20 protein-coding genes are annotated in these 19,293 nt (G+C 60.9%); 10 read left to right on the top strand and 10 right to left on the bottom strand.

Annotated elements, in window-relative coordinates; translation table 11 throughout:
• The first annotated feature begins 297 nt into the window (after positions 1 to 297).
• The 8 genes from QVE23_RS06570 (at position 298) to QVE23_RS06535 (ending at position 7,397) form a co-directional block, all read left to right on the top strand.
• On the top strand, positions 298 to 579 hold the full coding sequence (locus QVE23_RS06570) for a hypothetical protein (RefSeq protein ID WP_287555472.1): 282 nt from the start codon (positions 298 to 300) through the stop codon (positions 577 to 579).
• Positions 580 to 660: 81 nt separating this feature from the next.
• Complete coding sequence (locus QVE23_RS06565; RefSeq protein ID WP_119311308.1) at positions 661 to 1,857, top strand: ABC transporter substrate-binding protein; 1,197 nt, start codon at positions 661 to 663, stop codon at positions 1,855 to 1,857.
• A gap of 150 nt (positions 1,858 to 2,007) precedes the next feature.
• On the top strand, positions 2,008 to 2,928 hold the full coding sequence (locus tag QVE23_RS06560) for a branched-chain amino acid ABC transporter permease (RefSeq protein ID WP_021750907.1): 921 nt from the start codon (positions 2,008 to 2,010) through the stop codon (positions 2,926 to 2,928).
• A 9-nt stretch (positions 2,929 to 2,937) separates the two neighbouring features.
• On the top strand, positions 2,938 to 4,014 hold the full coding sequence (locus QVE23_RS06555; protein ID WP_287967777.1) for a branched-chain amino acid ABC transporter permease: 1,077 nt from the start codon (positions 2,938 to 2,940) through the stop codon (positions 4,012 to 4,014).
• A gap of 19 nt (positions 4,015 to 4,033) precedes the next feature.
• Complete coding sequence (locus tag QVE23_RS06550) at positions 4,034 to 4,855, top strand: ABC transporter ATP-binding protein (RefSeq protein WP_249390888.1); 822 nt, start codon at positions 4,034 to 4,036, stop codon at positions 4,853 to 4,855.
• Between the two features lie 11 nt (positions 4,856 to 4,866).
• Positions 4,867 to 5,568: an ABC transporter ATP-binding protein gene (locus QVE23_RS06545; protein ID WP_036631146.1), complete on the top strand. Its 702-nt coding sequence runs from the start codon at positions 4,867 to 4,869 to the stop codon at positions 5,566 to 5,568.
• 94 nt (positions 5,569 to 5,662) lie between these two features.
• Positions 5,663 to 6,175, top strand: a complete 513-nt coding sequence (locus QVE23_RS06540) for a transcription repressor NadR (RefSeq protein WP_287967775.1) — start codon at positions 5,663 to 5,665, stop codon at positions 6,173 to 6,175.
• Positions 6,176 to 6,287: 112 nt separating this feature from the next.
• Positions 6,288 to 7,397: a PTS sugar transporter subunit IIC gene (locus tag QVE23_RS06535; RefSeq protein WP_025544452.1), complete on the top strand. Its 1,110-nt coding sequence runs from the start codon at positions 6,288 to 6,290 to the stop codon at positions 7,395 to 7,397.
• A 37-nt stretch (positions 7,398 to 7,434) separates the two neighbouring features.
• On the opposite strand, the gene QVE23_RS06530 is transcribed toward QVE23_RS06535, so the two are convergent.
• Complete coding sequence (locus tag QVE23_RS06530; RefSeq protein ID WP_273481904.1) at positions 7,435 to 8,106, bottom strand: helix-turn-helix domain-containing protein; 672 nt, start codon at positions 8,104 to 8,106, stop codon at positions 7,435 to 7,437.
• A gap of 142 nt (positions 8,107 to 8,248) precedes the next feature.
• On the opposite strand from QVE23_RS06530, the gene QVE23_RS06525 reads away from it, so the two are divergent.
• Positions 8,249 to 8,668: a PPC domain-containing DNA-binding protein gene (locus QVE23_RS06525; protein WP_287967773.1), complete on the top strand. Its 420-nt coding sequence runs from the start codon at positions 8,249 to 8,251 to the stop codon at positions 8,666 to 8,668.
• 65 nt (positions 8,669 to 8,733) lie between these two features.
• Here QVE23_RS06525 and QVE23_RS06520 read toward each other — a convergent pair whose 3' ends face one another.
• Genes QVE23_RS06520 through QVE23_RS06510 form a run of 3 tightly spaced genes read right to left on the bottom strand, consistent with a single transcriptional unit; the run spans position 8,734 to position 10,580 of the window.
• Positions 8,734 to 9,699 carry a tRNA dihydrouridine synthase gene (locus tag QVE23_RS06520; RefSeq protein WP_287555067.1) on the bottom strand — a complete coding sequence of 322 codons (966 nt, stop codon included), beginning with the start codon at positions 9,697 to 9,699 and terminating at the stop codon, positions 8,734 to 8,736.
• A complete protein-coding gene (locus tag QVE23_RS06515) occupies positions 9,696 to 10,046 on the bottom strand; it encodes an arsenate reductase family protein (RefSeq protein ID WP_287967772.1) in 351 nt (116 codons plus the stop codon). Before QVE23_RS06515 ends, QVE23_RS06520 begins: the two co-directional genes overlap by 4 nt.
• A gap of 30 nt (positions 10,047 to 10,076) precedes the next feature.
• The gene (locus tag QVE23_RS06510; RefSeq protein ID WP_025544457.1) at positions 10,077 to 10,580 is read right to left on the bottom strand and encodes a GreA/GreB family elongation factor; all 504 of its coding nucleotides are present in this window, start codon (positions 10,578 to 10,580) and stop codon (positions 10,077 to 10,079) included.
• A 223-nt stretch (positions 10,581 to 10,803) separates the two neighbouring features.
• On the opposite strand from QVE23_RS06510, the gene QVE23_RS06505 reads away from it, so the two are divergent.
• Entirely contained in the window at positions 10,804 to 11,037 is a 234-nt protein-coding gene (locus QVE23_RS06505) for a hypothetical protein (RefSeq protein ID WP_021750919.1), read from the top strand.
• A gap of 46 nt (positions 11,038 to 11,083) precedes the next feature.
• Here QVE23_RS06505 and QVE23_RS06500 read toward each other — a convergent pair whose 3' ends face one another.
• The 6 genes from QVE23_RS06500 to gdhA form a co-directional block, all read right to left on the bottom strand.
• The gene (locus QVE23_RS06500) at positions 11,084 to 11,938 is read right to left on the bottom strand and encodes a DNA/RNA non-specific endonuclease (RefSeq protein WP_021750920.1); all 855 of its coding nucleotides are present in this window, start codon (positions 11,936 to 11,938) and stop codon (positions 11,084 to 11,086) included.
• Complete coding sequence (locus QVE23_RS06495) at positions 11,935 to 12,342, bottom strand: ribonuclease Z (RefSeq protein WP_276896855.1); 408 nt, start codon at positions 12,340 to 12,342, stop codon at positions 11,935 to 11,937. Before QVE23_RS06495 ends, QVE23_RS06500 begins: the two co-directional genes overlap by 4 nt.
• Positions 12,343 to 12,489: 147 nt before the next feature.
• On the bottom strand, positions 12,490 to 14,196 hold the full coding sequence (locus QVE23_RS06490; RefSeq protein WP_021750922.1) for a [FeFe] hydrogenase, group A: 1,707 nt from the start codon (positions 14,194 to 14,196) through the stop codon (positions 12,490 to 12,492).
• Between the two features lie 13 nt (positions 14,197 to 14,209).
• A complete protein-coding gene (locus QVE23_RS06485; RefSeq protein WP_119311925.1) occupies positions 14,210 to 16,093 on the bottom strand; it encodes a (2Fe-2S) ferredoxin domain-containing protein in 1,884 nt (627 codons plus the stop codon).
• A gap of 11 nt (positions 16,094 to 16,104) precedes the next feature.
• Positions 16,105 to 16,587, bottom strand: a complete 483-nt coding sequence (locus QVE23_RS06480) for an NADH-quinone oxidoreductase subunit NuoE family protein (protein ID WP_025545751.1) — start codon at positions 16,585 to 16,587, stop codon at positions 16,105 to 16,107.
• Positions 16,588 to 16,695: 108 nt separating this feature from the next.
• A complete protein-coding gene (gene gdhA, locus QVE23_RS06475; RefSeq protein WP_287224233.1) occupies positions 16,696 to 18,045 on the bottom strand; it encodes an NADP-specific glutamate dehydrogenase in 1,350 nt (449 codons plus the stop codon).
• Positions 18,046 to 19,293 lie beyond the last annotated feature (1,248 nt).

Below are 19,293 nucleotides of genomic sequence, written 5' to 3'. Positions count from 1 at the left end.
CCCTTCGACCTGGAGTCCGAAGAGGCCATCTACCGCAAGTGCTATTAAAATTTTTCCAGACAACGAAGGGAGAGACGGCGGCTGCCGTCTCTCCTTTTTTCCTTTCGCCACGCGGTTTCTTTCCTCTATACACCGCACCTTTCTTTGCATTTTTGTACAGTACACACAAAAATATAATGAAATCAAAAATATTTTATAGGCGTTCTTTTTTGGATTGAGGATTGACTTTCCGAAAGAGAGCCGCTACAATTGGAAACAACATCAACGGGTTGTCTGTTTTGAAAGGAGTGGAACACCATGGCATTTTACACGACGTCTTCCCAGTCCATGATGATGAATGGTGCGTCCGCTCGCCAGGCGGCGTCTGCTTCCTGCGCCTATTCCACGGAGATGTCCCGTGCTTCCATGATGAATATTGCTCTGATTCTGGACGCCATTCTGCTGGCGTCCATTATTATTTGCGCCCTGATTCCCCTTGCCATTCTGGTATCCGTACTGGCAGTGGCCCTGTTTGTTCTGGTACTGGTATTGTTGGTAGCAGAGTATCATCATACGCCGAGATCGCGACGAGGTGCATAACTGTTTGATACAGTAAAGCGGCTCCGCATCTGGCGGGGCCGCTTTTTTGTATAATCTGAACCAAGAAAAGGAGATTGCAAGATGAAAAAGAAGTTCTTTGCCCTCATGATGGCCATGGTTATGGTCCTCAGCCTGGCCGCCTGCGGCGGCTCGGATGAAGCCGACTCCAACTCCGGCGATTCTGCCGGCGGGGAGAGCTCCGGCAGCAGCGCCTTCAAAGTCGGCGTCATTGGCCCCCTGACCGGCGGCGCCGCCATCTATGGCACCTGCGTGGCCAATTCCGCCCAGATCGCGGTGGACGAAATCAATGCCCTGGGCGGCGACATCCAGTTTGAGCTGATGACTGAGGACGACGTCAACGACGCTGAGACCTCCGTCAACGCCTACAACGCCCTGATGGACGACGGCATGCAGATCCTGGTGGGCACCGTCACCACCCAGCCGGCCCTTTCCGTGGTCCCGCTGTCCTATGAGGACCGGGTGTTCACCCTGACCCCCTCCGCCTCCGGCGACGATGTCATTTCCATCAACGACAATGACAACGTGTTCCAGATCTGCTTCACCGACTCCAACCAGGGCTCCCGTTCCGCCCAGTACATCGATGAGAACTTCGACAGTCCGAAGATCGCCATCATCTACAAAAACGATGACCAATACTCCATCGGTATCCGGGACAACTTCAAGGCAGAGGCCGATTCCCGCGGTATGGACATCGTCTATGAGGGCACCTTCACCGAGGCCAGCCAGACCGACTTCAACGTCCAGCTGGCTGGTGCCCAGTCCGCCGGCGCCGATCTGCTGTTCCTGCCGATCTACTATACCCCCGCCTCTGTCATTCTGACCCAGGCCAACGCCATGGGCTACGCCCCCACCTTCTTCGGCGTGGACGGCATGGACGGCATCCTGACCGCCGAGAACTTCGATGCCTCTCTGGCTGAAGGCGTCTACCTGCTGACTCCCTTCTCCGCCGACTCTGAGGACGAGATGACCCAGAACTTCGTGGCGGAGTATCAGGACCGGTTCGGCGAGATCCCCAATCAGTTCGGTGCCGATGCGTATGACGCCATCTACACCCTGTATCAAGCCATCCAGGCCGCCGGCGCCACCGCCGACATGTCCAATGAGGAGATCTGCGATGCTCTGATCGAGGTCATGCCCACCCTGGCCGTCACCGGCCTGACCAGCGCCGGCTCCGAGATGACCTGGGACGAAAACGGTGCTGTGTCCAAGGACCCCACCGCAGTCATTATCGAAAACGGTACCTATGTCACTCCCTGACAGCGGAACACACACTCCACTGTAATAGAGGACAGGGATCGGCTGCCGGAACTCCGGCAGCCCTCCCTGGACTTCTATGGTGGAAACCGACGCGGGGAGCTGTCACCGCCCCGGTTTCTGCCATAGAAGGGGAAAGAGAGGAAAATACTTATGGAATTTCTATCCTACCTGATCACGGGCATCAGTCTGGGAAGCATCTACGCCATCATCGCCCTGGGCTACACCATGGTATACGGCATTGCCAAGATGCTGAACTTCGCCCACGGCGACGTTATCATGGTTGGCGCCTATGTGTCCTTTTACGTGACCATGTTTGCAGGCAGCAACCTGCTGGGAGAGGATCCCTCCGCACTGACCACCGGCGCTGTGGCTCTGGTGTCCGTACTGCTGGCTATGGTGGTCTGCACGGTTCTGGGCGTGGTCATCGAGGGGCTGGCTTACCGCCCCCTGCGCCAGGCCGGCAGCCTAGCGGTGTTGATCACCGCCATCGGCGTCAGCTACTTCCTGCAGAACGCAGCGCAGCTGCTGTTCGGCGCGAATCCCAAGAACTTCACCCCCGTGGTCAGCGGCCAGCTGACGCTGTTTGACGGACAGCTTCGGATCTCCTATGTGGCGCTGCTGACCATCACGGCCTGCGTGGTCATCATGCTGGGGCTGACCGCCTTCACTGGAAAGAGCAAGATGGGCAAGGCCATGCGGGCCTGCTCGGAGGACCGGGGCGCAGCCCAGCTGATGGGCATCAACGTCAACGCCACCATCTCTATGACCTTTGCCATCGGTTCCGCCCTGGCGGCCATCGCCGGGGTATTGCTGTGCTCTTACTCTCCGGTGCTCCAGCCCACCACCGGCTCCATGCCCGGCATCAAAGCCTTCACCGCTGCGGTGTTCGGCGGTATCGGCTCCATCCCCGGCGCCTTCCTGGGCGGACTGCTGCTGGGCGTCATTGAGGCCATGGCGCAGGCCTATATCTCCACGCAGTTGTCCAACACGATCCTGTTCGCCGTGCTGATCGTGGTGCTGCTGGTCAAACCGTCCGGCCTGCTGGGCAAGTATGTGCCTGAGAAAGTGTGAGGTGGCGGTATGAAAGGCTATTTCAAAAACACGAAAACCATCACCAAGGTGGACTTCGCTACGTATCTGGGCGTGATCCTTGCTTTTATTGTGGTATCGATCTGCCAGGCCCAGGGACTGGTGAACCGTTCTCTGGGCGGTATGCTGGTTCCCATCTGCTGCTACGTGTGCATGTCCATCTCCCTGAACCTGACCGTCGGCATTCTGGGGGAGCTGTCTCTGGGCCATGCCGGCTTCATGAGCGTGGGCGCCTTCTCCGGCATCATTGCCGCCATGAGCCTGCAATCTGCTGTCCCAAATGATCTGGTGCGGATGATCGTCGCCCTGGTGGTGGGCGCCTTCTTTGCCGCCATCGTGGGCTTCATCGTCGGGATTCCGGTGCTGCGGCTCCGGGGGGACTACCTGGCCATTGTCACCCTGGCCTTCGGCGAGATCATCAAGGATCTGATCAACTGCCTTCTGGTGGGCTGGGATGAGAACGGCCTGCACATCGCCCTGAACGTGGACGGCACCAAGAGCATGTCCTCTCTCGGCCTCAGCGAAAACGGCATCGAAATCATCAAGGGCGCCCAGGGCGCCACGGGCAACGCCCGCATCGCCACCTTTGCTATGGGCTTTGCACTGGTGATGATTACCCTGGTGGTGGTGCTGAATCTGGTCCGCAGCCGGACCGGCCGGGCTATCATGGCCATCCGGGACAACCGGATCGCCGCCGAGAGCGTAGGCATCAACGTCACCAAGTACAAGCTGATTGCCTTCGTCACCTCCGCCTCCCTGGCAGGTGCCGCCGGTGCCCTGTTCGGCCTGAACTACTCCAATGTCACCGCCGTACAGTTCGACTTCAACACCTCCATTCTGGTGCTGGTGTATGTGGTGCTGGGCGGTCTGGGCAACATCTGGGGCTCCATCGTGGCAACAGTTGTCCTGTATGTGCTGCCGGAGGCCCTGCGGCAGTTCTCTGACTATCGGATGCTGGTGTACGCCATTGTGCTGATTCTGGTGATGCTGGCCACCAACAACCCGCAGGTGCGGACGCTGATTAGCCGGATCATTCCCAGAAGAAAGGGGGCAGCCCTCGATGAGTAAGAAATTTGAAAAGGGCAAGATGGTCCCTGTTCCCAGCCATGCCATCATTCCGGAACGGGACATCGACAAATCCCCCATTCTGGAGTGCAGCCACCTGGGCATCGACTTCGGCGGCCTGCGGGCGGTGAATGACTTCAACCTCACCATCGGTCGGACGGAGATCGCCGGCCTCATCGGCCCCAACGGCGCCGGCAAAACCACCATCTTCAACCTGCTGACCAAGGTCTATCAGCCCACCCGGGGCACCATCCTGTTGGATGGACTGGATACCTCCGGCAAGACCACAGCTCAGATCAACCGCATGGGCATTGCCCGGACCTTCCAGAACATCCGCCTGTTCAACAACCTCTCCGTGGAGGACAATGTGAAGATCGGTCTCCACAATCAGGAGCGCTACTCCGCCATCACCGGCGTTCTGCGCCTGCCCTGGTACTGGAGCCGGGAAAAGGCCGCTCATGAGCGGGCACTGGAACTGCTGTCCCTCTTCGGGATGGCGGACTTGGCGGACCATCAGGCCGGTTCCCTTCCCTACGGCGCCCAGCGCCGGCTGGAGATTGTCCGGGCCCTGGCCACCAATCCCTCTCTTCTATTGCTGGATGAGCCCGCCGCGGGCATGAATCCCTCTGAGACGGCGGAGCTGATGGAGAATATCGTCAAGATCCGGGACACGTTCCAGATCGCCGTCATGCTGATCGAGCACGACATGAAGTTGGTCATGAGCATCTGCGAGGGCATCTGCGTCCTGAACTTCGGGCAGGTCATCGCCAAGGGCACCGCCGAGGAGATTCAATCCAATCCCGCCGTCATTGAGGCATATCTTGGTAAACAGAAGGAGGCGTGACCGTGGAACCGATTCTGAAAGTCAGCGACATCAACGTCTACTACGGCGCCATACACGCCATCAAGGGCGTCTCTTTCGAGGTAAATCCCGGAGAGGTCGTCACCCTGATCGGCGCCAACGGCGCCGGCAAATCCACCACGCTGCAGACCGTCTCCGGCCTGCTCCACTCCCGCACCGGCTCCATCGAATTTCTGGGGGAGAACCTGATGGGCGTCCCGGCCCACAAGGTCGTGGCCAAGGGACTCGCCCAGGTGCCGGAGGGGCGGCGGGTCTTCCTGCAGATGACCGTAGAGGAGAATCTGGAAATGGGCGCCTATACCCGGTCCGGCGGCGACATCGACGCGGATCTGGAAAAGGTCTACGCCTATTTCCCCCGGCTGATGGAGCGGCGGCGGCAGATCGCTGGCACCCTCTCCGGCGGCGAACAGCAGATGCTGGCCATGGGCCGGGCGCTGATGAGCCGTCCCAAGCTGCTGATGCTGGATGAGCCCTCCATGGGCCTGGCACCCATTCTGGTTGAGCAGATCTTCAAGATCATCCAAACCCTCCATGAGGCGGGCACCACCATTCTGCTGGTGGAGCAGAATGCCCAGGCAGCCCTGAGTATCGCCGACCGTGGCTATGTGCTGGAGACCGGAAAAATCGTCACCTCCGGCACCGGAACGGAGCTGTTGGCCTCCCCGGAAATCAAAAAAGCCTATCTGGGCGGCTGAAGTCTCAGAAAAAGGAGAGCGTGTGCTCTCCTTTTTTCTTTGCAATCTGCCGGGCATGTGGTATACTGCTGTCATGACGGAAAGGAGGGATCCCATGCGCGCGGAAGAACGGCGGCAGGCCATTCGGGAGCTTCTGCAGCGGGCAAAGCAGCCTGTCAGCGCAACGGCCCTGGCGGCTCAATTCTCCGTCAGCCGACAGATCATCGTGGGGGATATTGCCCTGCTGCGGGCGGCTGGAGCAGACATCTCCGCTACGCCCCGGGGCTACGTGATCCTGCGAGAGACGGGAGGTCTGGTGCGGCAGGTGGCCGTCCAGCACGATGCCGCTGGGATGGGAGAGGAGCTAAACGCTATGGTGGACCAGGGCTGCACGGTACTGGATGTCATTGTGGACCACCCCATTTACGGGCAGCTGACCGGCCCTCTGCAGCTCTCCAACCGCTATGATGTGGGGCAGTTCCTCGCCCGCTGTGCGCAGTCCGACGCCCGCCCGCTGTCGGAACTGACGGAGGGGATCCATCTCCACACTCTCTCCTGTCCGGATGAGGCGGCATTCGGCCGGGTGTGCCGGGAGCTGCGGCGGCTGGGCGTCCTGCTGGAAGGTTGAACATGTAAAAAAGCAGTTGACAGGAACCGGGATTTTGTGTATGATACGGTTTACAGGTGTCAAGACACCTGTAAACCGTATTTTTTGATTCTACATAAAGCAGGTGTCTCCCATGGAACAGGTCAAAGGCTTTCTGAAGCGCAAAAACATTGTGATCTCCGCCAAGCGGTACGGCATTGACGCCCTGGGCGCCATGGCTCAGGGACTCTTCTGTTCCCTGCTGATCGGCACGATCCTCAACACCATCGGCACCCAGTTCCACATTGGCTTTCTCACCGCCCAGGTCATCACCATCAATGGCGTGGGGTATACCATCGGTGGACTGGCGTCGTTCATGAGCGGGTCCGCTATGGCGGTGGCCATCGGCTACGCTCTCCAGGCGCCGCCTATGGTGCTGTTCTCCCTGGTGACGGTGGGCTATGCCTGCAACGCCCTGGGCGGGGCGGGCGGACCGCTGGCCGTGCTGTTCGTGGCTATCATCGCCGCTGAGGTGGGCAAGGCCGTCAGCAAGGAGACGAAGGTGGACATCCTGGTGACGCCCATCGTCACCATCCTTGTGGGCGTGGGAGCGGCCTGGATCATTGCGCCCCCCATCGGCGGAGCAGCCAGCGCCTTTGGCCAGCTGATTATGCGGACCACGGAGCTGCAGCCCTTCTTCATGGGCGTTCTGGTGTCCGTGCTGGTGGGCATCGCCCTGACGCTGCCCATCTCCTCCGCCGCCATCTGCTCCGTGCTGGGACTGACCGGACTGGCAGGCGGCGCCGCCGTAGCGGGCTGCTGCGCCAACATGGTGGGGTTCGCCGTCCTCTCCTTCCGGGAAAACCGCTGGGGCGGACTGGTGAGCCAGGGCATCGGCACCTCCATGCTGCAGATGCCCAACATCGTGAAGAACCCCCGCATCTGGCTCCCTGCCATCCTCACCTCCGCTGTCACCGGACCCCTGGCCACCTGCTTTTTCAAGCTGGAGATGAACGGAGACCCCATCAACTCCGGCATGGGCACCTGCGGCCTGTGCGGCCAGCTGGGGGTCTGGACCGGCTGGGTCAATCCCAGTGACGCGGCTCTGGCCAATGGGGCCGCCGCCATGGCCCCCACCGCCTTTGACTGGGTGGGACTGATCCTGATCTCCTTCGTCCTCCCCGCTGTCCTCACCTGGGCCTTCGGCCTGTTCTTCCGGAAGATCGGCTGGATCAAGCCGGGGGATCTGACGCTGCCGCAGTAAAGAGACCGCCCGGACCGCGATGCGGTCCGGGCGGGTTTCATTTGTTCAGGCCAAGGAACAGGAGACAGCCGGAGAGAAACATCGGGCTGTATCGCATCAACTCATTACCTGTGGAGGAAATTGTAGCCAGCCAGATCCGGAGCGGAAGGCAGTTCACCATAAAATCCGGCCATAGATTCATGTACGCTGTGACAAACAGCAGGTGTGGAATCAGCGCCAGCAGGCCCAACACCAGCAGACAGCGCCGCAGCATTTGGGAACGCAGGCGGATATCCCCCCACAGGGAGATAGCCGATGGGATCAGAACGCCTGCCGCGGCACAGGCCAGGGGCGGAACCAGAAGGATATAGAATAAGCGGGGATAGACATCAAATGCCTCCATCTGAAGCCGCGTCAGATACGGCTCCAGCGTCCATTCCATCACAAGCCATGCCAGCAGTATCAAAGCACAGATGACCGTGCAGATAATGTACCGCAGCTGAAACCGGGCATAGGGCCGCTCGATCCGTCCCGGGCCATAGATCAGCTCCCGGACGTCGGCGTTCAGCGCCTCCGCCAAGGTGGTCAGGGTCTCGATATCCGGCTGGGTCTTTCCGGTCTCCCAGGAGGACACCGCCTGCCGGGTCACATGGAGCCTCTCCGCCAGGGCATCCTGGGTCAGCTTCTCTCGCTGGCGCAGCTGTTTCAGATTTTTTCCCACCGCGTTCATGGCCTCGCCTCCCGTGTCCAGCGTACCACAGTCCCGGCCCTTTGTCACGCAACAAAGCATTGCGCACTGCCGCAAGGGCTTGCGGTCCGCTCCAGGATGTGATATCGTTAGGATATCTGAGATCAAAACAGGAGGAACCGCCATGGAATACCGCAAATTTGGGGACGCCTACATCGTCCGCCTGGACCGGGACGAGGAGATCCTGGCCCAGCTGAAGATCTTCGCAGAGAAGGAACAGGTCAAACTGGCCTCCGTCACCGCTCTGGGTGCCGTGAAGGACTTCACCATCGGCGTCTTTGACACCTCTGCCAAGGCCTATCACTCCAACCGCTTTCAGGGAGTCTATGAAATCGTCTCCCTGGTGGGCACCATCAACACCAAGGACGGGGACTTTTACTGCCACCTCCACATGTGCGCCGGTGACCAGGAGGGCCGCGCCTTCGGCGGGCATCTGAACGAGGCCGTCATCAGCGCCACCTGCGAGCTGGTGGTCACCTGCCTGCCCGGAGAGACGGACCGGGTATTCAGCGACGAGGTGGGACTGAATCTGATCTCCTTCTGAAATCCGCGGAAAAGAGGCTGAGGAGTATTCCTCAGCCTCTTTTCCGCTTTTGGGGGACGCTGTCCTCACCTGAAGGCCCCTGCCGCGTGGTCCCGCAGAGGCAGCTCCTGGAAAATGGATGCCTCCACCGCCTCGTACTCCCCCGGCGTCCGAAGGCGGCGCATTTTCTTGTCATGGCGTTCGCCGCCCTCGAACAGGTGGATCAGGAAGAACCAGACCTCCTTCATCCGCTGGGCCGCCGGGCCCACCTGGCCATAGAAGTCCTGGTAGGACTGATACAGCGTCCGGGTGAAGGTCTGGAGCTCCTGCCGGGTGGCGGGGACGCCGCCCCGGAGCTTCCGCAGCAAGGCCGGGTCCGCGATGGCCCCTCGGCCGATCATCACCGCGTCGATGGCAGGAAAGTCCACCGCAAAGACTGTGCAGTCCTCCACAGTCACCAGATCCCCGTTGTAGCACAGGGGATTCCGGCTGCGCTCCGCCGCCCAGGCGAACCAGTCCCGGTGCACGGTCCCCTTGTAGAACTGCTTCTGCACCCGGGGGTGGATGGTGAGGCAGGCGATGGGATAACGGTTGTAAATGTCCAGCAGCCGCTCGAACTCCTCCGGCTCCTTCACCCCCAGCCGGGTCTTGACGGACACCGGCAGCTTCACGGCGGCGAATACCTCGTCAAAGAACCGCTCCAGCTCCTCCGGCTTTGCCAGAAAGCCCGCACCCTTGCCCTTGGCGGTGACGGTGCCGGAGGGACAGCCCAGGTTCAGATTCACCTCCGTATAGCCCATGTCTGCCACGATCTCCGCCGCCCACAGAAAGTCCGGTGCCCGGCGGGTCATCACCTGGGGCACCACAGGAAGCCCTGCGTTGGCCGCCGGGTCCAGCTCCCGTTGATCCCGCTTGGTCAGGATATGCTGATCCGTAGGGGAGAAAAACGGGATGAAATACCGGTCTGCGCCGCCGAACATCCGGTGGTACACCTGCCGGAACACCACCTTGGTGATACCATCCAGCGGGGCGAAGTCGTACCGCTGGATCATCCCAGTGCCGTCTCCCACTCCGCCTGGCGGAAGCCGGTGCGGACGAAGTTCTCCCCCACCAGGATGGGCCGCTTTACCAGCATCCCGTCGGTGGCCAGCAGGGCCAGCTGCTCCTCCTCGCTCATCTCCGGCAGCTTGTCCTTCAGGCCCAGAGCCTTGTACTGGAGGCCGCTGGTGTTGAAGAACTTCTTCAGGGGCATTCCGCTCTTCTCCCACCAGCCCCGCAGCTCCTCCGCCGTAGGATTTTCCAGCTTAATATCCCGGGCCTCGTAAGAGACGCCCCGCTCGTCCAGAAAGGCTTTCGCCTTCTGGCAGGTGGTGCACTTGGGGTACCACAAAAACAACATGATGCTCTCTCCTTCTTTTGATCTGTCTGCTCAGTAGCTGCTGATCTCCAGGCTCTCGTCGTCCCGGCCCTTCTCGATGGCCCGGATCTCCACCCAGTATTTCACCTCCGGACTCACCTCCACCTGGATCCGGTCTCCCACCTGACGGCCCAGCAGAGCCTTTCCCACAGGGGACTCCTTGCTGATGAGGCCCTTTAAGGCATCTTGCCGCAAGGTGGTGACGATCTGCAGCGTCATCTCCTGCTTCGCCAGCTCGTTGTAGATCGTGACCTTGTCGAACAATCCCGCCCGGTCACCCTGGTCCTTCACCTCGATGACCTTGGCAGTGCGGATCATCCGCTCCAGGTAGCGGATGCGGCTGTCGTTGCGGTTCTTGGCCTGCTTGGCGCACTTGTACTCGTAGTTCTCGCTGAGGTCGCCGAAGGCCCGGGCCGTCTGCACCTCCTCGATCAGCTGAGGACGCAGGACCCGGGTCCGGTAGTTGATCTCCTCCTGCATCTTTTTGATGTCCACTTCCGTCAGTTCGTCGTACATGACACAGCTCCTTTTCAGGCTGGGGTCGCGGTCCGGGTCCGTTTGCTTTGCAGGTCTCTCACAGGTGTGGGGAACCCGGCGCAGGTGAAATGCGAAATCGCCGCTCTGCGGCTATTCTACCACGTCCGGCAGGAAAGCACAACCCCGGCGGCTCCCTGCCCCGGCACCCTTTCCTCCGCCGGGAATAGAATGAAGTGTATCACGAGTCGAGGAGGCAATTGAAATGGAAAGCACTTCCAGCGCAGTCACCATGTGCGCCACCGTCCTGCGGGTCTGCCCCTGCGAACTGTGCGTCTGCGACCACGAGAACTGCCAGCAGGTCCTGGTCCATACAGACAACGCCTGCTGCTTCCGGGTGGGCCAGCAGGTCTGCATCGAGTTCAGCGGCGCCATGACCCGGAGCTGTCCGCCCCAGATCACCGCCGACTGTGTCCGGCCGGTGAACTGCTGCTGTTGAACATTTGAAAAAGCCGCCCGGGGGCGAATCCCCGGGCGGCTTCGGCTTATGGGTTGCATTGGCCACAGGGCGTATAGCCCTGGGCGATCAGATCCTCCCGGCTGCCGGTATACTCCTGCCGGTTGGCGGTGCTCATGCCGGACACGCTGGAACAGTCCGGGTCGTGAAATTTGTGGCTGTTGGTATTGAGGATGTACGTGGTCTCGCCGCTTTGCGGCTCCGCTCCCTCCTGCCAGCTCTCGCCGGTGGCGTAGTCGATGGTGATGCCGGGCTGGACGTTGTACACATAGACATTGAAGCAGACGCCTTCCCCCTCGTCCTCCACAGACCAAGCCTCCATCTGGACACCGCTGGCTACCAGGTTCTGACCCTCGAACACCGGGGTCACCCGGTAGAGGACGTGGTTGTCCGTCTCCTTTACATAGTCCGCCACCAGATTTTCAAAGGGCAGCATCCCGTCTACATTCATATAGCGGGTGCCGGTGATGAGATTTTCCTCGTTGGCGTTCTCTCCGGTGAGCTGAAAGCCGATCAGGTGACAGCGGTTGTACAGGTACTCCCCGTCGTACTCCCGGTTGATCCAGCCGGAGGGTGTGACGGAACTGATGCTCTCCCGGTCCTCTGTGGGCATCAGATCCTGTCCCACGTTGGCATAGGCTACGCCGCAGCGGCCCAGAGTGTCCAACTCACTGTACGTCTCAAAGGACACAGAGGTCATGTCCTCCTCCGGAAAATCCGGCTGGTTGCCATCGACGGCCACGTAGGGCTCCCCGGACCAGGCGGGAATATCCTCCAGAGAAAAGGAGGTGACGGTGCCCTCCGCCGGGGGCATCATGCAGCCGGAGAGGAGCAGGCACAAGGACAGCAGCGCCGCCGTCAGGGAAATGCGGGTTCGATTCATGGGATATAGACTTCCTTTGTAATGATCTCGTGGGAGAAGCCGGGGAACTCCTCCCGCCGGGCCAGAGTCCAGCCCTCCAGGGACAGGTCCCAGTAAAGGTCCGCCGGATAGGCCCGGTCCCAGCGGTACAGCACCACCCGCTCCACACGCCCGGCAAAGGGCGCCACAGAGCGGTCCTCCACAAAGCAGGGCTCCCCCGGCCCCGCCTTTTCCAAAAACGACTCGTCCACACAAAGGCGGCTCTGCTCCTCCGCCGGGAACTGGCGGGCCGTGGCCCCACTCACCCAGAGGCGGGCCTCCCCGGCCTCTGCCAGCAGGTCCGCCCGCACCGCCCGGTCCCGGCTCTGCCGGCGGCAGTTGAAGGCCATGCCGTTCCGGCCGTCCACACAGGCCATCAGGATCATGCTGCATCCTCCCTTCGCGCTCTTTCTCTACGATACCCAAATTCCGCTCGAAACGCAAGGAAAATTTTTCGGCTTCCGCCGGGGGAAGCCGCCGTACCGGGCGGAAGCCCCTCCCGCCTGGGAGGGGCTTCCCTTTGGAAGATATCCTTACGCCTTGTCCGGACGCTTGTACTCCACATGGAGCAGCTGATGGGTGCGGCCCTTCAGCGCTCCCTCCAGGAGCTTTGTAACGATGGGGTTCCGCTCAGACCGCTTGATGAGGGCGGTGCGGTCCGCCTCATAGAGGCCCTCTGCCCGCTGCTGCTTCACTGGGATCAGCCCGTAGGGCTGGCCAGCGCCGCCTACGCAGCCGGTCTTGCAGGTCATGACTTCCACCAGGTCGAAGTACTCCTGACCGCTCTCGATATCGTCCAGCAGCTTCTGTGCGTTCACCAGGCCGTGGACCACCGCGATCCGCAGCGCCCGGTCCCCCACCGGCAGCGTCACCGCCCGGATGGTCTCGCTGCCCCGGATGCCGGAGAACTGGATGGCCTGCAGGGTGTTCTTGGACTTGTCCTCCACTACCCGCCGGGCCACGGCCTCCGCCACGCCGCCGGTGGTGCCGAAGATGGTGGCCGCCCCGGTGCCCATGCCGAAGGGCAGGTCCGGGGACTCCCCCTCCAGCTCTGCGAAACGGATGCCGGACTCCTTGATCATCATGATGATCTCCTGCGTAGTCAGCACCAGATCCACATCCGGTTTTCCGTCATGCTGGAACTCCGGCCGCTTGGCCTCCATTTTCTTGGCGGTGCAGGGCATGATGGCGATGTGGTAGGTGGTGCGGCCGTCCTCTTCGTCCTTCCTGGCGTACTGATCCTTCAGCACCGCCGCGAACATCTCCATGGGAGACTTGCAGGTGGAGATGTTCTTCAGGAAGTGGGGCCGCTCCTCCTCCACATACTTCACCCATGCCGGGCAGCAGCTGGTGAACATGGGGAAGGGGCCGCCTTTTTTCAGCCGCTCCAGGAACTCGTCCGCCTCCTCCATGACGGTCAGGTCTGCGCCAAAGGTGGTGTCGTACACCTCGTCGGCGCCCATCATCTTCAGGGCGGACACCAGCTTGTTGATGGCATTGACGCCGGGCTCCAGGCCGAAGGCCTCGCCCACCGCCACCCGGACCGCCGGGGCGATCTGGAACACCACCCGCTTCTTCGGGTCGTGGAGGGCCCGCCACCCCCGGCCGATCTCGTTAAAGATGGTGATGGCGCCGGTGGGGCAAGCGGCTGCGCACTGGCCGCAGCTGATGCAGTTGGTCTCTCCAAGCTTGCGGTCAAAGGCCGGGCACACCACCAGGTCGCTGCCCCGGTGGGCGAAGTTCAGGATACCCATGCCCTGCATCTCCTCGCACACCCGGATGCAGTCGCCGCAGAGGATGCACTTGTTGGGATCCCGGACGATGGCCGGAGAGGAGGTGTCGATCTCATAGTGGGGCCGGGTGTCCTTGAAGCGGACGTGCCGCACGCCGAAGCGCAGGGCCAGCTCCTGCAGGCGGCAGCTGCCATTCTTTTCGCAGGTGGTGCAGTCCCGGCAGTGAGAGGACAGCATCAGCTCCAGGATCATCCGCCGGTGCTTTAAGAGCCGGGCGGTATTGGTGCGGATCACCATGCCATCCCGGGGCTCCATGGAGCAGGAGGCGTCGATCTTGCCCCGCTCGTCCTCCACCACGCACATCCGGCAGGCACCGTAAACAGACAGTTCCGAATAATAGCAGAAGGTGGGCATATCGATGCCGGCCTTCCGGATCACAGCCAGGACGTTTTTCTCCCCGTCGAAGGGCACCCGCTGGCCGTCAATGTACATAATTCCCTTTGCCATGGTACTCCCCTCCTCACTTACTGGCCGCGATGGCGCCGAAGGGACAATTGGTCACACAGGCGCCGCAGTTGATGCACTTCTCCGGATCGATGACGTGGACCTGCTTGGCCGCGCCGGTGATGGCCTCCATGGGGCAGTTCTTCCGGCACTTGCCGCAGCCCTTGCATTTCTCCGGGTCGATGGTGGGGTGGGGTTTTTCCTTGTTGCAGATGGGACAGTGGTGGTCCACTACATGGGCCAGATATTCATCCCGGAAATACTTCAGCGTGCTTTGGACGGGCTTGCAGGCGCTCTGCCCCAGGCCGCACAGGGCTGTCTTGCTGATGGTGTCCGCCAGCTCCTCCAGCAGGTCCAGATCCTCCAGTGTGCCCTTGTTGTCGATGATCCGGTCCAGGATCTCCAGCATCCGCTTGGTGCCCTCCCGGCAGGGGACGCACTTGCCGCAGGACTCCTTCTGTGTAAACTCCATGAAGAACCGGGCCGTCTCCACCATGCAGGTGTCCTCGTCCATGACCACCAAGCCGCCGGAGCCGATCATGGCGCCGATGCTCTTCAGACTGTCGAAGTCCAGGGGCAGGTCCAGGTGCTCGCGGCTGGCGGTGGTGGCGCCGCCGGAGGGGCCGCCGATCTGAACGGCCTTGAACTTCTTGCCGCCCCGGATGCCGCCGCCGATGTCAAACACCACCTCCCGGATAGTGGTTCCCATGGGTACCTCAATGAGGCCGGTATTCACCACGTTGCCTGTCAGCGCGAAGGCCTTGGTGCCGGGGCTGGTCTTGGTGCCGATGGAGCGGTACCAGTCCACGCCCTTGCGGATGATGAGGGGCACGTTGGCAAAAGTCTCCACATTGTTCAGCACCGTGGGCTCGGCCCAGAGACCGTGCTCGATGGTCCGGGGCGGCTTGACCCGAGGCATGCCCCGGTTGCCCTCGATGGAAGCTGTCAGGGCACTGCCCTCGCCGCAGACGAAGGCGCCGGCGCCCATGTTTACATGGATCCGGAAGGAGAAGTCTGTGCCCATGACGTGATCGCCCAGAAGACCGTACTCCTCCGCCTTGGCGATGGCCGCTTTCAGCCGGCTCACGGCCAGCGGATACTCCGCCCGGACATAAATATACCCCTCGTCGCTGCCCACGGCGCGGCCGGCGATCATCATGCCCTCCAGCACGCTGTGGGGGTTACCCTCCATAATGGAGCGGTCCATGAACGCACCGGGATCGCCCTCGTCGCCGTTGCAGACGATGTATTTTTTCTCTGACTTCTGTTTCCGGGCACCGTCCCACTTCTGGCCCGCGGGGAAGCCTCCACCTCCGCGGCCCCGGAGGCCGGAGTCGATGATGGACCGGCAGATCTCCTCATCCGTCATCTCAAAGAGGGCCTTTTCAAAACCGGCGTAACCGCCCTTGGCGATGTACTCCTCAATGTCCTCGGCATCGCTGCTGCCGCAGTTCTCCAGCACCACCCGATGCTGCTTCTTGTAGAAGGGGATGTCCTCCTGCCGGGGGTAGGCTACGCCGTCCAGGTGATACACCAGCCGGTCGATGATCTCGCCGCCCAGCACGGTCTTCTCCAGAATCTCATGGCAGTCCTCCGGCTTCACATGGATGTACATGACGCCCATAGGCTCGATGTGGACCAGAGGCCCCATCTCGCAGAAGCCGTGGCAGCCGCTCATCTTTACATGGAGGCTCTTCTCCGCGTCCGTGTCGTGTTTGAGGCCCACGTAGACCGGCAGACCCCGTTTTTCACACTCCGTCTTCAAATTGTCATAGATCTTCATGGCGCCGCCGGCGATGCAGCCGGTGCCGGCGCAGATCAGGATAGAGGGCACCTGCTCGCTCTGCTTCAGGGCGTTGCGGGCGTTGGCCTGGAACACGTGGAAGCTGTCCCGCGTCATCTTTACCTGTCTCATGCGGTGGCCGCCTCCTTTCTGCGGATATCCTCCACCAGCGCCAGCGCATCTTCCGGCGTCATCTTGGCGTGGACCTCTCCATCAATGGTCATGACCGGTGCCAGTCCGCAAGCGCCCAAGCAGGCCACGGTCTCCAGGGTAAACAGGCCGTCCGCGGAGGTCTTCCGCTTTCCGGTCAGACCCAAAGCGTCCCGCAGGCTGTCATAAATGGGTCCGGATTTGCGCACGTGGCATGCCGTGCCGGTGCATACCTTGATGATGTGCCGGCCCTTGGCCTCCAACGAGAAATTCTCATAGAAAGTGGCCACGCTGTACACCTTTGCCGTGCTGATGCCCAGCTTTTCCGCGATCAGGGTCAGCGCTCCCTCGCTCAGGTACTTATACTCCCCTTGGATCTCCTGCATGATCGCGATCAGGTTCGACTGATCGCAGCCGTAGGCGTCGATGATCGCCTCCGCCCGGTCCAGATTCTGCTCCATAAATTCTCCCCTCATTGATTCGGATGATAAAAAACACGCGGGATCCGCACTTGCCGGCGGATCCCGCGCTTGTGTGCTCTGTTTCCGATATGTGCTTATGCGTCTGTATCAGAATACGCCCTGCTCCATCATGGCCTCAGCCACCCGCTTGAAGCCGGCGATGTTGGCGCCTGCCACCAGGTTGTAGCCCAAGCCGTACTCCGCGGCCGCGTCCACGCTCATCTGGTAGATGGTGTTCATGATCCGGTGCAGCTGCGCGTCCACCTCTTCCGCCGTCCACACCAGCCGCTCGCTGTTCTGCGCCATCTCCAGTGCGCTGGTGGCCACGCCGCCTGCGTTCACCGCCTTGCTGGGCGCCACGATCATCCCGGGCTGCTCCATCAAGAACCGCAGCGCGTCGTTGGTGGTGGGCATGTTCGCCACCTCAATGTAGTACTTCACGCCGTTGGCCGCGATCTGCTTCGCCTGCTCCATGTGCACGTCGTTCTGCATGGCCGAGGGCATCACCACATCCGCCTTCACGCCCCAGGGCTTCTCACCGGGGAAGAATTCCACGCCGAACTTCTCCGCATAGTCCTGTACCCGGTTGCGGCCGCTGGAGCGCATCTCCACCAGATACGCGATCTTCTCCTCCGTGGCTACGCCGTCCGGATCATAGATATATCCGTCCGGGCCGGACAATGTCACCACCTTGGCCCCCAGCTGCGTGGCCTTCTTGCAGATGCCCCAGGTCACGTTGCCGAAGCCCGCGCAGGCGATGGTCTTGCCCGCGATCCGCTCCCCCTCGTGCTCCAGCACGTTCTGGAGATAGTATACCGCGCCGTAGCCCGTGGCCTCCGGCCGGATCAGGCTGCCGCCGTAAGAGAACCCCTTGCCCGTCAGCACACCGTTCTCCCAGGCCCCCTTCAGCCGCCGGTACTCGCCGAAGAGATACCCGATCTCCCGGCCACCCACGCCCATGTCCCCGGCAGGCACGTCCACGTCCGGCCCGATGTACCGGTACAGCGCCTGCATGTACGCCTGGCAGAACCGCATGATCTCCGCGTCCGACTTCCCCGCCGGGTCGAAGTCCGCGCCGCCCTTGCCGCCGCCGATGGGCAGGCCCGTCAGGGAGTTCTTGAAGATCTGCTCAAAGCCCAGGAATTTGATGATGCCGGGATACACGTTGGCCTGGAACCGCAGGCCGCCCTTGTAGGGCCCCAGCGCGCCGTTGAACTGGCACCGGTAGCCGATGTTCGTGTGCCACTGGCCCCGGTCATCCTCCCAGGACACCCGGAAGGTGAACATCCGCTCCGGCTCCACCATCCGGTTCAGCAGGTCCACCTTCTCATACTCCGGGTGCTTCTCAATCACCGGCTCCAGAGAGGAGAACACCTCCTCCACCGTCTGCACGAATTCCGGCTCGTTGCCGTGCTTCTTCTTCACGTTCTCGATCACGCTGGTGAGATATGCGTTCATGGCTTTTTCCTCCAATCAAAATTTTGAAAGCCGTGGGCACACAGGCCCGTTCATATCACCAGACAGGAACGGAAATGCCTCTCCGCTCCCGCGTCTGTCCTCATACCACCTCTAACAGCCGTTCACGTTCCGCTGCGTTTTTTTCTCCCCCTCTCCGCCGGCCCTCTGCCGGCCTCCGCAGCAATCTCGCTTTCGCTGTATCCGGCGGACGGCATCTTTCGATGGCCGTTCCGCCCCATGCGATCTTTCCAGTTTGATTGTAGCAAAAAAACATATTCTTGGGAAGCCCTATTGTGTAAAAAGTACATTTTTCTTTATTCACTCATTAGTATTTTACAATATTTTCCATAAACGTTTCCTGTATAAACCAGAACTATCTGTAGCCAGCCGTGGCGGAAAATACCACATCTCTCTTCCCGGGTGCCCGAGGCAGCGGCAACGAAGCGGAAAACCAAAAAGCCTGTGGTACAATAACTTCCAGATCTTTACCTGTAAAAGGGCTGTAATTCAGTCCTCCGCGGTTGAAAGCCTTGTGCCGTCATATTCATCGCAGTATCAGCCGCCTGGGGCGATCCGCTTCAGGTTGCGGCTATGCACTGCCGCCCAGGTGAGCGGCGGTCAGAGAGCTCAGGGCGTCACAGCGAACTCACAGCATCGCTAATCAGTGTCAATATTGTGGGTAATAAAGCGGGCCCTGAAATTGCGCTGGTTGCACATCGCCCCCACCATGCTGCCGAGCGGCTGTCAGGGCCAGCGTAATCTTCAGGGAACCGCCGCAGCCGATGTGATCCATATTGGCCACCTTTGTAGGACGATCTTCTTCTGGAGGAACGTCCCCTCGGCATTCTATATGTCGGGAGCCCGTTCCATGACATTCCTTCCGGGAGCGTAGGCTAATCGACCTGATAAAAGGAAATGCCGCATACCAGCCTCAACAGGCCGATATGCAGCACAAAATCGGACGAAACACCTGGTTCGCTATCTCCGGATGCTGAAAACACAGCGGAGTAAGGCTGACCTTCCGCAGGAGCGGCTTTATGTGCGGCAGCGTGGGTACAGTTTCCCTGTTCTTTCATTGCGCACAGCGCGAAAGGCATTCATAGGCGCCCAAAACAGATGTCTTAAAATTCAGCAAACACGCTGAGAGAGCAAAGAAAACCTCGGAACCATTGCAGTTCCGAGGCTTTCTCAACTGGCAGCGGGTGAAGGATTCGAACCCTCACATACAGAGTCAGAGTCTGCTGTGCT

The sequence above is a fragment of the Oscillibacter sp. KLE 1728 genome (genome assembly GCF_934833455.1).
In the GTDB taxonomy this organism is placed as follows: domain Bacteria; phylum Bacillota; class Clostridia; order Oscillospirales; family Oscillospiraceae; genus Oscillibacter; species Oscillibacter welbionis.
This window is presented reverse-complemented; position numbering and strand designations above follow the sequence as displayed.

Excerpts from the sequence above, each read along its gene's own strand:
- QVE23_RS06510 (WP_025544457.1), bottom strand. The coding sequence starts at position 10,580 with ATGTACGACGAACTGACGGAAGTGGACATCAAAAAGATGCAGGAGGAG.
- QVE23_RS06505 (WP_021750919.1), top strand. The coding sequence starts at position 10,804 with ATGGAAAGCACTTCCAGCGCAGTCACCATGTGCGCCACCGTCCTGCGG.
- QVE23_RS06550 (WP_249390888.1), top strand. The coding sequence starts at position 4,034 with ATGGTCCCTGTTCCCAGCCATGCCATCATTCCGGAACGGGACATCGAC.
- QVE23_RS06485 (WP_119311925.1), bottom strand. The coding sequence starts at position 16,093 with ATGACGCGGGACAGCTTCCACGTGTTCCAGGCCAACGCCCGCAACGCC.
- QVE23_RS06540 (WP_287967775.1), top strand. The coding sequence starts at position 5,663 with ATGCGCGCGGAAGAACGGCGGCAGGCCATTCGGGAGCTTCTGCAGCGG.
- QVE23_RS06530 (WP_273481904.1), bottom strand. The coding sequence starts at position 8,106 with ATGAACGCGGTGGGAAAAAATCTGAAACAGCTGCGCCAGCGAGAGAAG.
- QVE23_RS06495 (WP_276896855.1), bottom strand. The coding sequence starts at position 12,342 with ATGATCCTGATGGCCTGTGTGGACGGCCGGAACGGCATGGCCTTCAAC.
- QVE23_RS06480 (WP_025545751.1), bottom strand. The coding sequence starts at position 16,587 with ATGGAGCAGAATCTGGACCGGGCGGAGGCGATCATCGACGCCTACGGC.
- QVE23_RS06520 (WP_287555067.1), bottom strand. The coding sequence starts at position 9,699 with ATGATCCAGCGGTACGACTTCGCCCCGCTGGATGGTATCACCAAGGTG.
- QVE23_RS06565 (WP_119311308.1), top strand. The coding sequence starts at position 661 with ATGAAAAAGAAGTTCTTTGCCCTCATGATGGCCATGGTTATGGTCCTC.
- gdhA (WP_287224233.1), bottom strand. The coding sequence starts at position 18,045 with ATGAACGCATATCTCACCAGCGTGATCGAGAACGTGAAGAAGAAGCAC.
- QVE23_RS06500 (WP_021750920.1), bottom strand. The coding sequence starts at position 11,938 with ATGAATCGAACCCGCATTTCCCTGACGGCGGCGCTGCTGTCCTTGTGC.
- QVE23_RS06515 (WP_287967772.1), bottom strand. The coding sequence starts at position 10,046 with ATGTTGTTTTTGTGGTACCCCAAGTGCACCACCTGCCAGAAGGCGAAA.
- QVE23_RS06560 (WP_021750907.1), top strand. The coding sequence starts at position 2,008 with ATGGAATTTCTATCCTACCTGATCACGGGCATCAGTCTGGGAAGCATC.
- QVE23_RS06490 (WP_021750922.1), bottom strand. The coding sequence starts at position 14,196 with ATGGCAAAGGGAATTATGTACATTGACGGCCAGCGGGTGCCCTTCGAC.
- QVE23_RS06555 (WP_287967777.1), top strand. The coding sequence starts at position 2,938 with ATGAAAGGCTATTTCAAAAACACGAAAACCATCACCAAGGTGGACTTC.
- QVE23_RS06535 (WP_025544452.1), top strand. The coding sequence starts at position 6,288 with ATGGAACAGGTCAAAGGCTTTCTGAAGCGCAAAAACATTGTGATCTCC.
- QVE23_RS06525 (WP_287967773.1), top strand. The coding sequence starts at position 8,249 with ATGGAATACCGCAAATTTGGGGACGCCTACATCGTCCGCCTGGACCGG.
- QVE23_RS06570 (WP_287555472.1), top strand. The coding sequence starts at position 298 with ATGGCATTTTACACGACGTCTTCCCAGTCCATGATGATGAATGGTGCG.